General features: G+C 64.6%; 13 protein-coding genes. 10 read left to right on the top strand and 3 right to left on the bottom strand.

Annotated elements, in window-relative coordinates; translation table 11 throughout:
- Positions 1 to 31 precede the first annotated feature (31 nt).
- The gene (locus tag MRBLWH12_RS10865; protein ID WP_363548796.1) at positions 32 to 1804 is read right to left on the bottom strand and encodes a gamma-glutamyltransferase family protein; all 1773 of its coding nucleotides are present in this window, start codon (positions 1802 to 1804) and stop codon (positions 32 to 34) included.
- A 449-nt stretch (positions 1805 to 2253) separates the two neighbouring features.
- Between MRBLWH12_RS10865 and MRBLWH12_RS10860 the strand changes: the two genes are divergently transcribed.
- The 7 genes from MRBLWH12_RS10860 (at position 2254) to MRBLWH12_RS10830 (ending at position 8950) form a co-directional block, all read left to right on the top strand.
- Positions 2254 to 3462, top strand: coding sequence for an ABC transporter substrate-binding protein (locus tag MRBLWH12_RS10860; protein WP_341977874.1), 1209 nt, complete (start codon positions 2254 to 2256; stop codon positions 3460 to 3462).
- Between the two features lie 76 nt (positions 3463 to 3538).
- Positions 3539 to 4246: an ABC transporter ATP-binding protein gene (locus tag MRBLWH12_RS10855; RefSeq protein WP_363548793.1), complete on the top strand. Its 708-nt coding sequence runs from the start codon at positions 3539 to 3541 to the stop codon at positions 4244 to 4246.
- Positions 4233 to 4961 carry an ABC transporter ATP-binding protein gene (locus MRBLWH12_RS10850; protein WP_341977878.1) on the top strand — a complete coding sequence of 243 codons (729 nt, stop codon included), beginning with the start codon at positions 4233 to 4235 and terminating at the stop codon, positions 4959 to 4961. The genes MRBLWH12_RS10855 and MRBLWH12_RS10850 overlap by 14 nt, the downstream gene beginning before the upstream one ends.
- Positions 4958 to 5842 (top strand): branched-chain amino acid ABC transporter permease, encoded by an 885-nt coding sequence (locus MRBLWH12_RS10845; protein ID WP_341977880.1) that lies wholly within the window; start codon positions 4958 to 4960, stop codon positions 5840 to 5842. The genes MRBLWH12_RS10850 and MRBLWH12_RS10845 overlap by 4 nt, the downstream gene beginning before the upstream one ends.
- Positions 5839 to 6942 carry a branched-chain amino acid ABC transporter permease gene (locus tag MRBLWH12_RS10840; RefSeq protein ID WP_341977882.1) on the top strand — a complete coding sequence of 368 codons (1104 nt, stop codon included), beginning with the start codon at positions 5839 to 5841 and terminating at the stop codon, positions 6940 to 6942. Before MRBLWH12_RS10845 ends, MRBLWH12_RS10840 begins: the two co-directional genes overlap by 4 nt.
- Positions 6943 to 7047: 105 nt before the next feature.
- Positions 7048 to 8235 carry a pre-mycofactocin synthase MftD gene (mftD, locus tag MRBLWH12_RS10835; RefSeq protein ID WP_363548790.1) on the top strand — a complete coding sequence of 396 codons (1188 nt, stop codon included), beginning with the start codon at positions 7048 to 7050 and terminating at the stop codon, positions 8233 to 8235.
- A 55-nt stretch (positions 8236 to 8290) separates the two neighbouring features.
- The gene (locus MRBLWH12_RS10830; protein ID WP_341977886.1) at positions 8291 to 8950 is read left to right on the top strand and encodes a GntR family transcriptional regulator; all 660 of its coding nucleotides are present in this window, start codon (positions 8291 to 8293) and stop codon (positions 8948 to 8950) included.
- Positions 8951 to 8964: 14 nt separating this feature from the next.
- On the opposite strand, the gene MRBLWH12_RS10825 is transcribed toward MRBLWH12_RS10830, so the two are convergent.
- Both MRBLWH12_RS10825 and MRBLWH12_RS10820 read right to left on the bottom strand, forming a co-directional pair.
- On the bottom strand, positions 8965 to 9672 hold the full coding sequence (locus tag MRBLWH12_RS10825; RefSeq protein WP_341977888.1) for an SDR family NAD(P)-dependent oxidoreductase: 708 nt from the start codon (positions 9670 to 9672) through the stop codon (positions 8965 to 8967).
- 131 nt (positions 9673 to 9803) lie between these two features.
- Positions 9804 to 10703, bottom strand: coding sequence for an N-acyl homoserine lactonase family protein (locus MRBLWH12_RS10820; protein ID WP_341977890.1), 900 nt, complete (start codon positions 10701 to 10703; stop codon positions 9804 to 9806).
- A gap of 36 nt (positions 10704 to 10739) precedes the next feature.
- Between MRBLWH12_RS10820 and MRBLWH12_RS10815 the strand changes: the two genes are divergently transcribed.
- The 3 genes from MRBLWH12_RS10815 (at position 10740) to MRBLWH12_RS10805 (ending at position 13495) form a co-directional block, all read left to right on the top strand.
- A complete protein-coding gene (locus MRBLWH12_RS10815; protein WP_341977892.1) occupies positions 10740 to 11306 on the top strand; it encodes a RidA family protein in 567 nt (188 codons plus the stop codon).
- A 94-nt stretch (positions 11307 to 11400) separates the two neighbouring features.
- The gene (locus tag MRBLWH12_RS10810) at positions 11401 to 11994 is read left to right on the top strand and encodes a helix-turn-helix domain-containing protein (protein WP_341977894.1); all 594 of its coding nucleotides are present in this window, start codon (positions 11401 to 11403) and stop codon (positions 11992 to 11994) included.
- A gap of 304 nt (positions 11995 to 12298) precedes the next feature.
- Positions 12299 to 13495, top strand: a complete 1197-nt coding sequence (locus MRBLWH12_RS10805; RefSeq protein ID WP_341977896.1) for an acyl-CoA dehydrogenase family protein — start codon at positions 12299 to 12301, stop codon at positions 13493 to 13495.
- Positions 13496 to 13559: the final 64 nt, after the last annotated feature.

Below are 13559 nucleotides of genomic sequence, written 5' to 3'. Positions count from 1 at the left end.
CAAGTGCCGGAAGGCGGTCCAGATGGTGAGATCAGCGGCCGGCCGCGTAGCCCTGCATGCCGCGAGCGTTCGCCGCGGCTACCAGCATCCCGTCCTCCCGGAATCCTGCCGCGCTGATCCTGCCGAGCGTCCACGGGGCCCCCACGACGAGCTCGTGTCCGCGCGCGCGAAGGTCCGTCAGGACGTCGGCTCCCAGCGAAGCTTCGGCCACGAGCCCGAGGGGAGTGAAGCTTCGCGGGAAGAACGAAGACGGCATGTGCGTCGAGTGCCAGGTGGCGGCGTCGATGGCTTCTTGCAGGTTCATCTTGTGGACCAGCAGGTTCAGCAGGAAGGGAACAGTCCACTGGTCCTGCTGGTCTCCTCCCGGAGTGCCGAACGCGAGAAAAGGAGCACCATCGCGAAGGAGCATGCCGGGGCTCAGCGTCGTCCGAGGACGCTTCCCCGGAGCGATCGAGTTGGGCAGGCCGGATTCCAACCAGAACATCTGCGCTCTGGTCGGAAGCGAGAACCCCAGACCGGGGACCACCGGAGAGCTCTGCAGCCACCCACCGCTGGGAGTGGCGGCGACGACGTTTCCCCAGCGGTCGACGACGTCGAGATGACACGTGTCTCCGCGAACCGTTCCCATGCTTCGCACCGTCGGTTCGCCTGTTCCGGCGCCGCCCTGGGCGCGCTCGCGGAAGATCTCGGGCGACAGGCGTGGGTGTCGACCGCCCGGAGAGCCGGGCCGCAACTTGCTGGAGGCGTGCGAGGTGACGAGCGCCGCACGTTCGCGGGCGTACGAGTCCGAGAGAAGATCATTCAGGGGAACATCGACGAAGTCAGGATCGCCGTAGAACGCCTCCCGGTCCGCGAAGGCGAGCTTCGCCGTCTCCGCGACGGTGTGCACCATCTGCGCCGAGCCGGGATCACCGATGTCTTGGTGCGCCAGCATGGCGAGCTGCTGCAGCAGAACAGGCCCCTGCCCCCACGGGCCGGTCTTCGCGACGGTGACACCGGCGAACTCGACTGTCGTCGGAGCCTCCCACGTGGGTTCCCAGCGCGCGAGGTCGTCGGCGGTGAGCAGACCGGCGTGGTCTTTACCTGTCACATCTCTGACCGGCTGTCGCATGAAGGCGTCGATCCGCTCGGCGACGAACCCGCGGTAGAAGACGTCGCGCGCACGGGCGATCACCGCCTCCCGAGTTCCCCCGCCTCGCGTCGCCTCAGCGACGATGCGTTCGAGGGTGTCCGCGAGCTGCGGATTGCGGAATCTGGCACCGGCGGCGACATGCCGATCAGAACCCAGATAGACCTCGGCAGACGACGTCCAGTGATCGGAGAACAAGTCGGACACCGACTCGATCGCCGCGACCGCGTCGGGAATCAGGGGGTAGCCATCCCGCGCGTATCCGATGGCGAATCGCGTGATGCGCTCGAGCGGAAGCGTGCCGTGACGTTCGAGCATGCTCATCCACGCCCCGAACGAGCCCGGCACGACGGCGGCGAGGTGTCCGGTTCCGGGGATGACGTCGAGCCCCAGATCCGTGAACGCCGCGCTCGTCGCTGCCGCGGGGGCGGGCCCCTGTCCGCACAGAACCCAGGGCGTGCCGGACTTCGCATCGAAGCCGATGATCGGCGTGTCCCCGCCCAGCCCGTTCAAGTGCGGTTCGACCACGTGCATCAACAGTCCGGCGGCGGCGGCGGCGTCGAACGCGTTTCCCCCCTCTTCGAGCACCGCCATGCCTGCTGCCGATACGAGCCAGTGAGTCGAGGCAACCATGCCGAACGTGCCGACCAGTTCAGGACGAGTGGTGAAGCGCATCGTGGTGATCCCTTTCTGACTCCGCGTCGTGTGGAGTTCCTTGCCCGGCCGTCGTGAACGGTAGGCGGTCGAACTTTTTTGATCGTATACGTAACGCTTCAGAATGCGCGAGAGGCGTTTGGTGTGCATTGCGCGAGAAGTCGGTAGTCCGGGCGGCTCTGGCGCCCCGCACTGATCTTCGTTGTTGCGCGGATGGCGAGTATTCTTTTGCTGCTGACCAGGCAAAAATGCGTGCAACTGTCATGCGGCAATCTGCGAGGGACGCGGTCGATCGAATCGCGACCATAACGTGACAATTGCCCTCTTGTCCTCGGGGGCATGTTGCGGCTACCTTGGCGACACCGAGAAGTCGTATACGAACATGATTGTCGGCTTGCTCTCGGACAGGCGTCCCGGCCTGGCGTTTCCTGCTCAACTGCAATGCCCGACAGAAAGTGAGTAAGCGAACCATGAGATTTTCGACACGAACGATTGCGGCCGTCAGCGTCGCGGCGGTCTCCGCTCTAGCGCTGGCCGGGTGCGTCGCCAGCGCCGCCGCTCCGGGTGGCTCCGGTGACGGCGGCAACTCGAAGACCATCCTTCTCGGCGCGGCGGTGGCCGAGACCGGCTTCATGTCCGTCGTCGACCTGCCGGCGATCAACGCCCTGAAGATCGCCATCGATCAGCTCAACGAAGACGGCGGTATCGACGGAACACCCGTCGAGCTCCGCATCATCGACACCGGCTCGGACCTCGACAAGTACGCACCGGCCAGCCAGCAGCTCGTCGACGCGGGTGCCAAGGCGATCATCCTCACCTGCGACTTCGACCTCTCCAGCCCGGGAGCCCTCGTCGCCGAGCAGGCGAACGTCCTCAGCATCTCTCCCTGCATCGGCGACGCACTGTTCGGCCCGGCGAGCGGCCTCAACCTCGCCTTCTCGATGGGCAACTCGACGATCGGCGAGGGCGTCGTTTTCGCTGAGTTCGCCGAGAGCAAGGGATGGAAGAATGCCGTCTTCCTCACCGATACGACGCTGAAGTACACGCAGAGCCAGTGTGAGATCGCACGCAAGCGATTCACGGAACTCGGTGGCACCGATGTGGGCAGCTTCGACTACGTGCAGGGCAGCAGCATCCCCGAGATCGTGTCGAAGATCTCGGGAGGCACGACTCCCGATGTGGTATTCAACTGCGGCTACAACCCCGGCGGAGCCCAGGTCGCCAAAGACCTGCGTGACGGCGGCATCGATGCTCCCATCGTCTCCGGCTTCGGCATGGACGGGACGTTCTGGCTCGACGCGATTCCCGGGCTGAGCGACTACTACGTGACCACGTACGTCTCGACGACGGGCGACGACCCCGACCCCAAGGTCAACGAGTTCGCCAACTTGTACGAGAAGACGTACAACGAGCGGCCGGTCACCGGCAGCTTCGTCGCCGGTCCGTCGGTTCTCGAAGCGCTCGTCAAGGGTCATGAGATCGCAGGAAGCTGGGACGGCGACAAGCTGGCCGAAGCCTTCCAGACCTTCAAGGATGAGAAGTTCCTGGTCGGAGACACGACTTTCACCTCCGATCTGCACATCGGTGTCGACCGGCCGCAGAGCGTGTTGGTGGTCAAGGACGGGACGCTCGAGTTCCTCGAGCGCCGTGCCCCCGAGAAGATCGACGTCAATGGTTGACATCCGCCCTGTTCCGGGAGTCGGGCACGAAGGCGCCCGGCTCCTGGGCCGCGGAATCACACGATCCTATAAAGGCGTGAAAGCGCTGAACGATGTCAACATCGAGATCCCTCGCGGCCGGGTCACCGGACTGATCGGTGCGAACGGCGCCGGAAAGTCGACGCTTGTCAACATCCTTAGCGGATATGACCGGCCGGACGACGGCGTCATCTCGATCGACAGCGAAGAGATCGCCCGCGAGTCGGCGCAGCGGAGGACTCGCCGAGGCATTGCGCGGACGTTCCAGCACGGACACCTCTTCCCCCGGCTCACCGTCATCGAGAATGTTGAGGTGACGGCGCTGGCGTGCGGACTGTCGCGCGCGAAAGCACGTTCCCTCGCCACCGACGTACTGACAGAGTTCCAGCTCGAGGAGTGGGCGCTGCACGAGGCGGATCACCTGCCTCACGGTGTCGAACGGCGTCTCGGGGTGGCGCGGGCTCTCGCGACTCGGCCTCGCTGGGTCTTGTTCGACGAGCCGGCTGCCGGCTTGAACGAAGGCGAGGCGCAGCACTTCCGCGAGACGATGCGCGCGCTCGCGGCACGTGGTATCGGCGTTCTTCTGATCGATCACAACATGCCCTTGGTCTTCGGCAGCTGCGACCACATCTTCGTGCTGGGCGCGGGTCGCAACGTCGTCGACGGCACGCCGGATGAGATCCGTCACGACGAGCGCTTGGCGACGTCGTACCTGGGCAACGCCGCCCGCCAGATCGCCGAAGGAGGAGCCGATGTCACAGCCTGACGCGGAACGAGTACTCACGGTATCGGGCCTGCGCGTCGCCTACGGGGGCGTTCCCGCCGTATCCGACGTGAGCCTGCATGTGAACGCCGGGGAACTGGTGGGAGTCATCGGGCCGAACGGAGCCGGCAAGTCGTCGACTCTGCTCGGAATCGTGAACGCGGTGCGATCCGAGTCCGAGGAGACCAGCCTGCGGGGCGTCGACTTGCGGCGCATGGCCCCCGAGCGCGCCGCACGGTCCGGGCTGGCGCTGGTGACCGAGGGGCATCACATCTTCGGACGGCTGAGCGTCCGCGACAACCTGCGACTGGGAACCACCGCGCGCCGTGATCGCAAGGGGCTCAAGGACGACCTGGAGTGGGTACACGATCTCTTCCCGATCCTCGCGGAGTTCGCAGACCGCCCCGCCGGGCTCCTCTCCGGAGGACAACAGCAGCAGCTCGCGATCGGGCGGGCGCTGCTGGCTGCTCCGACTCTGCTCGCCCTCGACGAGCCCTCTCTGGGGCTTTCGCCGACCGCGGTCGACACCGTCTTCGCCGCCATCGAAAGCGTCTGCGCTCGCGGCACGGCCGTTCTTCTCGTTGAACAGCGCGCCCAGCAGACCGTGGCCACGGCGACCAGAACCTACGTGTTGAGCGAAGGACACATCACCATGACACTCTCCCCGACCGATGCGGATGACTCCGCGCTGCTCATGAAGGCGTACCTCGGATCGTGATCCCCGTCATCCAATCTCTCATCGATGCCACGTCTGCGGGAGCCGTGTACGCACTCGCCGCGCTCGGCATCGGGCTGGTCTTCGGCGTGCTGCGGCTCGCCAACTTCGCCAACGGCGAGATCATCACCGGCGCCGGCTACGCGCTCGTGCTCCTCTGGCCGCTCTCCTGGCCGCTTGCGCTCGCAGCATCCGTCCTGGTCGCCATCGGGCTCTCCCTCCTGATGGATCTCGCCGTGTTCCGCTGGATGAGATCGCAATCCCCGGCGGCTCTCCTGATCGCGAGCTTCGGCGTGAGCATCCTGCTGCAGCGCGCCTTCGAGGGAATCTTCGGCGTCAACGTCAGAAGCGGCGCGGTCGCGCCCGCGCTGACGAAATCGGTCAATGTCGGAGGACTGCGTCTGAGCCTGCTCGCGATCGTCGCGATCGTCCTGGCCGCGCTGCTCCTGCTCGCCGTGCATCTCTTCCTGACGCGATCACGGATGGGTCTGCAGGTGCAGGCCGCCGCAGCCGACTTCCGGGAAGCGCGCATTCTCGGCATCCGTTCGGGTGCGGTGATCGCGGTCACTCTGGGGATGAGCGGACTCCTGGCCGCTGCCGTCGCCTTCGTGCTGACGGCACAGTCCGGGTCGGTCAACCCCAGCTTCGGTGTGCAGGTGACGGTGTTCGGCCTGATCGGTGCCGTCATCGGAGGCCTCAACCGGATCGGCGGTGCACTCGTCGGTGGCTTCGCCGTCGGCTTCTCGCTGTCGTTGTTCACGACGTGGCTGCCCGCAGGTCTCGGAGACTTCCGGGTCGCCTTCGTCTACCTACTCGTCATCATCGTTCTGGTGATCGTCCCCAATGGGATCTTCGCCGGACGCACGGCCAAGGAGCGCGCATGATGTCCTCTGATACCCGTCGCTCTCCCCGTTTGGGCTGGAGTGTTCCGCAGCCCGTGCTCTCGTTGTGGACCCTCGCGGTGCCGTTGGTCGTCGTGTGGCTCTTCAGCTCGGCAGCGAGTCGTCTCTCCCCGGCCGCATCGATCGATCTGGGCTACGCGTTGGCGACTCTCATCATCGTCGTGGCGATGTGGACTTTCATCGGCAACAGCGGGGTGCTGTCGTTCGGGCACATCGCCTTCGTAGCGGTCGGAGCGTGGACTATGTCACTGCTGACGATCAGCCCCACGGTGAAGTCCTCCATCATGCCGAACCTCGCGCCGTTCCTAGCCGACACGACGCTGGATCCCTATGTCGCGTTGCTCGTCGCCGCGGCGGTCGGCGGGCTCACCGCCATCATCAGCGGTTTCGCGCTCATGCGTCTGCACGGGCTGGAAGCGGGCATCGCGACGTTCGCGCTGCTCATGCTCGTCGTGCAGATCCTCACCTACTGGGACGCCATCGGGCCAAGGTCCGGGCAATCCATGACCGGCGTTCCGCGGAGCTTCGACCTGCAGAGCACCCTTCTGATCGCCCTCATCGTCATCGTCATCGCTTGGGGATACGGGCAGAGCGTCAGCGCGCGGATGCTCCGTGCATCGCGAGAAAGTGTTCAGGCCGCGCCCGCCTCCGGCATCAGCATCACATGGCACCGCATCATCGCCTTCGCCGTGTCCGGAGCACTCGCGGGAGTGGGAGGAGCGATGTGGGCCCAGGCGAACCGCGTGGTGCAGGCATCGCAGTTCGGACTGGACTTCACCTTCACGACGATCGCGATGCTGGTCATCGGCGGGATGCTCTCGCTCTGGGGTGCTGTCGTCGGAACCCTCCTCATCTCGGCGATGAACCACGTCATGGGACTCCTGGAGAACGGCGTGCAGATCGGCGGCTTCATCGTCTCGCTGCCCTCCGGAAGCCGCCTCGTGGCGGTGGCGGCGTTCATGGTGTTCATCATCATCTTCCGTCCCTCCGGTATCACCGGTGGTAGAGAGGTGAGATGGCCATTCCTCTCGCGCGATCCTTTCTCACAGCGCCGGGTGCAGCGGCTGGCTCAGCGAAGTTGACGTGACGAACATCGTGTCGTGTGGACCAGATCCCATCCGGCCCGCACGAGGTCAACCGGAATCGTTGCGAGCATCCGCCGCAGCATCGACAGTCAGGAGCAACGGATGAGCCTTTCCCCTCACAAGCCCATCGAAACGGTCGCCGAGGCGCGAGCGCGCGCCAAGAAGCTGCTTCCGAAGGACGTCTTCACGGCGCTCGAAGCGGGGAGCGACAGCGGGGCGACGATGCGGAACAACCTGACCGCTTTCGAGCAGGTGGGCATGATCCCCCGAGTGGGCGTAGACCTACCCGCGAGCCTTGACCTGAAGACCACCTTCATGGGCCAGAGCATCGACCTTCCGGTGGTCATCGCGCCCGCAGCAGCCCAGGCCATGCATCCGGATGGCGAGGTCGGTGTCGCTCGCGCGGCGCGGCGCGCGGGGACGGCGCTGGGGCTGAGCAACTTCGCATCGATGCCGGTGGAGGACGTGGTGCGCGCCAACCCCGACACGTTCGCGCACGTGTACCTTTCCGGTGACCGCGACATCATCGCCGGCCGTGTCGAGCGGTTCCGCCAGGCCGGCGTCAAGGGGCTCATCTTCACGATGGACCTGTCGGGCGGCCGTGTCGCGAACCAGCCTCGCGACTGGGGATCGCCGGTCTACCCCGACGGCCTGGGCCTCAGCACCTTGATCAAGTACGCCCCCATGGCGCTGACCCATCCGCGATGGACCATGAGATATCTCCGCCGAGGAAGTGTGCCGGGGCTCTACGCGCCGAACATGAGCAAGAAGGACGGAGTCGTTCCGACCCTGGTCGGTGGGTTGTACGAGTGGGTGGACACGCACGTCCCCACCTGGGACGACATGGCATGGCTGAGCGATCTCTGGGGCGGTCAGTTCATGATCAAGGGTCTGGTGACGCCTGATGACGCCCGGCGTGCCCTCGACGTCGGTGCGACCGCGATTGGGGTGTCCAACCACGGCGGAAACAACCTCGACACCACCCCGTCGCCGCTGAGATTCCTTCCTGCGGTCGTCAAAGCCGTCGGCGACCAGGCTGAGGTCACCTTCGACAGTGGAGTCCGCCGGGGGACCGACGTCGTCAAGGCGCTTGCGCTGGGAGCACAGTCAGTGATGATCGGACGACCCTGGTTCTATGGCCTTGCCGTCGACGGGGAGCGAGGTGTTTTCGAGGTGATGGAAACGTTCCGTATCACCATCGAGCGCGCCCTCATCGGCCTCGGGAAGTCCTCGATCCACGAGCTCAGCCCGGATGACCTCGTGATCCCCGAGGGATTCCTCATCGGCTGAGCCCCCGGGTCGCGGGATACATTGGTCTTTAGCTCGCATTCCGAGGGAGAACATTTTGGCGCAGCCGAGCCTAAGGGGACGAGACCTCGTCGATGCCATTCGGGATCTCGTGATCACCGGAGAGCTCACTCCGGGATCGCGGGTGACAGAGCCGTCATTGGCGAACAGGTTCGGTGTGTCCCGCGTGCCCGTGCGGGAGGCGCTGAGAGCGCTCGCCGCAGAAGGATTCGTCGATCTGCGCCTCTACGGTTCGCCGACGGTGCGGGAGCTCAGCGCGGAGGTGGTGAATGAGGTTCGATCTGCGAGGAACATCTTGGAGCCGCCCACAGCTCGCGAGGCTGCGCTTCACCATACGCAGGCGCAGCTCGAGTCGATCGAATCGATACTCGCGGAGGGTGACGCAGCGCTGGCGGCGGGCGAGGTCGCACGGTTGCATCGGCTGAACTCTCGCTTTCACGACGCCATCGCGTCGGCGTGCGGAAACAGCATTCTGGAGGCATTCGTTCATACGCTCTCCAGCAGATCCGAGTGGATCAACGTCGCGGCCATCACTCCGGAGAACAGGCATCTCTGGGGAGATCACCACGAGATCAGCGCGGCGATCGCCGCCGGCGATGGAAACCTGGCGGAAGCGCTTATGGCCGCTCACGTGCAGAGAGCAACCTCGGGTCCGCTGGCCGTGGCCGATGTCGGCCACAGCCAGCTACAAAGCTGACAGAAGATGCTGGATCAGCTGATCCGCCACCCGCGGTCGACGTTCAGGCTGTGCGCCGACACTCCCTTGTTGAACAGCAGGAACTTGGTGGCTTCGACGATGTCGGCCATGGTCGCGAGCTCACCACCGGGAGTGCGATTCCGATAGCTGTCGATGATGGCCTCGGGCTTCGAGGCCCAGAAGGGGCTGTCGCCGATGATGCCGGGGTGAAGGGCATTGACACGGATCGGTGCGAGCTCGAGCGCGAGCGTGTTCGTCAAGCCGTCCACGCCGCCGTTGATGGTCGAGACTGTCGTCGATCCGGGATACGGCGCGTCCTTCCCGCGACCTCCGAAGAGTACGATTCCGGTCGAGACGCTGGGCTCGAGACGATCGAGCAGCGTGTGGATCGTCTCGGTGTAGCCGACGAGCTTCAGAATGACGAGCCGTGTCGCCCGAGCGACGTCGAAGTCTCGCACGGTGTTCGCGTCGCGCTCGATCGCGCTGAGCACCACGCCGTCGAGCCGGCCGACGGCTTTGAGCTGATCGGCGATGCCTTCGGGGTCGGACACATCCAAGGCGTACCCCTGTGCGCCGCCGCCGAGCTCGTCGGCGGTTCGTTCGGCGGTATCCCGCGAGCGGCTCGTGACGACGACGTCGTCACCCGAGACGATCAGGTCCTTCGCCAACTCGAGGCCGATGCCGCTCGAGCCGCCCACGATCAGGATTGTCTTCTTCGTCATCACAGTCTTCCCAGAGCGTTCGGATTGGTCTTCAGAGCGGGGGGCACTGTCTGTGCAGTGATGCTCTTCACGTTTACGAAGGGCCGCGCCTCCACTCGTCGTCGGGTGCAGGCGCGGTCGCGGTAGTGGGATCAGGTCAGGAGAACGCCGGCGTTCGCAGGTGCCCGCGATGCCTCGTTCTCGCGTCGGTTGACCTCGATGACGTAGTTGCCGCTGTCCGTCGTCCAGGACTTGTAGCGCTGCACGATGTCGACATCGTGGCCGGGGATGATGCGGCTCGTCTCGTCCTTGAGCTCTTCCTTGAGGGTCTTATAGAGCTTGATGAGGTTGAAGTCGTTGCCCTGTCCGTATCCCGGAGTCCACATCTTCTCGACGTTCGAGTACCAGTACACGGTGTCACCGGCGACGACGAACGGTCCACTCTGCGTCTCGACCTTGAACCACTGCGAGCCGAACGTGTGGGAGTCGCGGGCCAGGCGCGCGGTGACGCCGGGGAGCAGTTCCTCGTCACCGTTGACGAATCGGATGCGACCGTCAGCGATTCCCTTGGCGGCGCGTGTCAGGTCGGTGGGGTCGAAGGAGGAGAAGATCCACGCCCGATCGGCGTCAGTCGGCATCTGGTTCGCGAGGTCCACCGCCTGCGACCAACCGACGTACTCGTCGAACTGCACGTAGAGCTGCGCGTTGGGGAAAGCCTCGAAGTTGCCCATGTGGTCGAAGTGCATGTGGGAGACGAGGATGACGTCGATGTCTTCGGGCGTGAGGTCGACCTTCGCGAGGACCTCTGCCGGGCTCTCCCAGCTCTGGAACGGGTAGCGGTCAAGCCAGTAGTCGTTGCGGAAGCCGCAGTCCACGAGGGCGATGTGCTGCTTACCGCCCACTTCGCCTCCGATGAGCAGCGTGTACAGCATGGGGATACGAATAGTTCCCGCGTTGCTGTACAGGCCGGAGCCACCAAAGAAGTCGTGAGGCATCGTCCCTTGGCAGAACTCGAGGGAGTAGATCGAGTAGTCGGTCTTGCGTTCGCTCATGGTTATGGCCGGTCTTTCTCGGGATTCGGGTTTCGAGTGACCGTAAGCGTCACTGCTGGCGGCGTGCAGTCATGGTACATGCCTGCCTATCGGATGCGCAACGAAAATATGTTGAAAACCAGCGGATGCAATCGATTGACGCGCCGGCAGCCAATCTTGGACAATCAGACGTCTGAGGATCAAGCTGTCCAGATGGACTTAACTTCAGTGCCCCACACAGATTGGCCCGCCATGTCTCGCAACCGCCTCGTCCGAATTCCTGCCCCCGTGGTTCCCGGGATCTCCGACAGTGTCCTGGACACCGAGTCAGGACTTCTCTTCGTTTCCGGCGTTTATGTCCCCTTCCCTGAAGACGACGAGCGCGCAATCAGGTTGACCTTCGGAGCGTTGGAAGAAGCGCTACACCGAGGGGGAGCGACCTTCGCGGACCTTGTGCGCGTCAACGTCTACGTCACGCATCTCACTGAGGAGAAGCTCCAGGCCTATCGGCGGGTCCGCGACTCGATCATCGATGCAGACCAGCTGCCTGCGAGCACGGTCGTCGGCGTGCAGTCGTTGTACAACGGCGCCGTGATCGAGATCGACGCGATTGCTGCCGTCTGAGCAGCTCCGTCCTGTGCAGTCGGGGTGCACGAATTTCGGTCGTGAGACGATAGTGTTTCCCAATCGCTCAAATTGAGGCAACGGAGATTCTATTGTGGCTGCCGATGAACTGGGAACGCGCCTGCGACAAGCTCGGCAGTCGCGGAGCCTGAGCCTTCGGAGTGTCGCGCAGTCGCTCGGGGTGTCGCCAAGCCTCATCTCGCAGGTCGAGACGGGGAAGTCTCAGCCCTCTGTGGCCACGCTCTATGCCCTCGCCAATCTCCTCGAGGTCTCGGCAGACGACCTCCTCGGCATGGATTCGAATAATTCGAGAGATACTTCCGCGACTGTCGCGCGGTTCGATGTCCAGCGCGCGGGCGAAGGCCCGGTGATCGAGATGGAGAACGGCGTCCGCTGGGAACGGTTGGCGATGGCGCAGGGCGGTGGGGTCGAGGCATTGCTCGTCACCTACGAGCCCGGCGCTTCCAGCTCGATCGACGGCAGATTGATGCGGCATGCCGGAGTCGAGTACGGGTACATGCTCGAAGGCGTGTTGACACTCCAGCTCGATTTCGACACTTACGAGCTGTCGCCGGGTGATTCGCTTCACTTCGAGTCTTCGCGTCCGCACATGTTGGCGAACCGGGGAGCGGTCACGGCCCGCGGGGTCTGGTTCGTCGTCGGTAGGCACGAAGGCGCGAGCGCCTGAATCCGTTTTCAACCGCTGCCTCGTGGAACTGCTCCATTCCCACCGGCGGGGCTCGATCTCTTGAGGAGATCGCGGCGATCCTGATCCCCTGATCGTTCGCCCAGCCTCTTCGCTTCGACCGTTGCCCCTGCGCGCTTCAACATGCTCATCTGCCATGCCGAATGGCCTGTCCGCGGCGACCTGTCCGCGTGCCAACACAAATAGTGTGCAGTGACACTTGACAGTCTTGGCCCCTTCGGTCATCCTTGGTGAACGCATAAGCCCCGGCCGGAACAGCCGACCGCGACGCCACAAGGAGAGTTCCATGGCAACGACAGCAATTCGGCCCGAGATCGCAGCGATCATCGAGAAGATCGACCAGTTGCGGCCTCAACTCATCGCGGGTGGACGTGAAGCCGATCTGACCCGGCGCATCTCGCCCGAGGTTTTCGACGCGGTCGCTGCAACCGGTGCTTTCAGCATCTCGGCGCCGACCAAGTTCGGCGGTCTGGCCGCCAACACTCGCGAGGCTCACGCGGTGGCCCGGGCTATCGGCCGCGGCGACGGCAGCCTGGCCTGGGTGGACGGCATTCTCGATTCCGGCGCTTGGGTTCTTGGCCTGATGGACGAGCGTGCACAGCGGGACGTCTGGGGCTCTGGCCTCGACTCGTTCATCTCGATCGTGCTCGCCACGACTTCCGAGGCAGAGCCGGTCGACGGCGGGTATCGGGTCACCGGCAAGTGGGGTTACGGTACCGGCAGCATGCACGCGACGTGGTCGCTGCTCGGAATTCCTCTGAAGAACGCTGCCGGCGAGGTTGTCGACGCCGGCCTCGCGCTCATCCCGACCGCTGACCTCACATACGAAGACAACTGGTTCGTCGCGGGGATGAAGTCGACAGCGAGCGTGATGCAGATCGCCGAAGACGTGTTCGTGCCTGCGCATCGAGTCTTTCCGTTGACCGCGGCCGTCGAGGGCAGATATCTCGGTGACAACCCGGAGTCCACGTACAAAACGGTCTTCGTGCCGTCGCTGTTCATGAAGCTCGTCGGGCCGCACCTCGGAATGGGGCGTGCGGCTCTCGACCTGGTGATCGCCAAGGCCGAGACCAAACCGATCGCCTACACGGGCTATGCGAAGCAGGCGGACTCCGTTCTGTTCCAGACGGCGATCGCGAAGGCGACTGTCGACCTCGCCGCCGCTGAGCTCGTCGCTGCGCAGGTCGCCGACGAGATCTATGAGGCGACCGAGACCGGGTGCTACGCGCCCTATGCCGAGCGCATCGAGATGCGCGCGAAGGCCGCGTGGGTGGTCGAGACGATCACCAACATGATCCACGACCTGATGACTGCGCACGGCTCGGGGGGCTTCGCCGATGTGTCGCCGCTCCAGCGGATCTGGCGAGACCAGGCCACGGCGTCGCGCCATGGGCACACTCTCGGTGCCAGCGGCTACGAGGCGTTCGGCAAGGTGATCTTCGGACGGGAGGACGACGCACGTTTCGTCCTCCCGATCGTCTGACCTGACCCCGCCGGCTGTCTAACTTTACTTAACTAGATTTGCGGCGTGTTTCGCGTCCAGGTAG

Origin of the sequence: Microbacterium sp. LWH12-1.2 (assembly GCF_040675825.1) — a bacterium.
Lineage (GTDB): Bacteria > Actinomycetota > Actinomycetes > Actinomycetales > Microbacteriaceae > Microbacterium.
The sequence above is the reverse complement of the archived record's forward strand: the minus strand, read 5'-3'. Positions and strand labels throughout refer to the sequence as shown.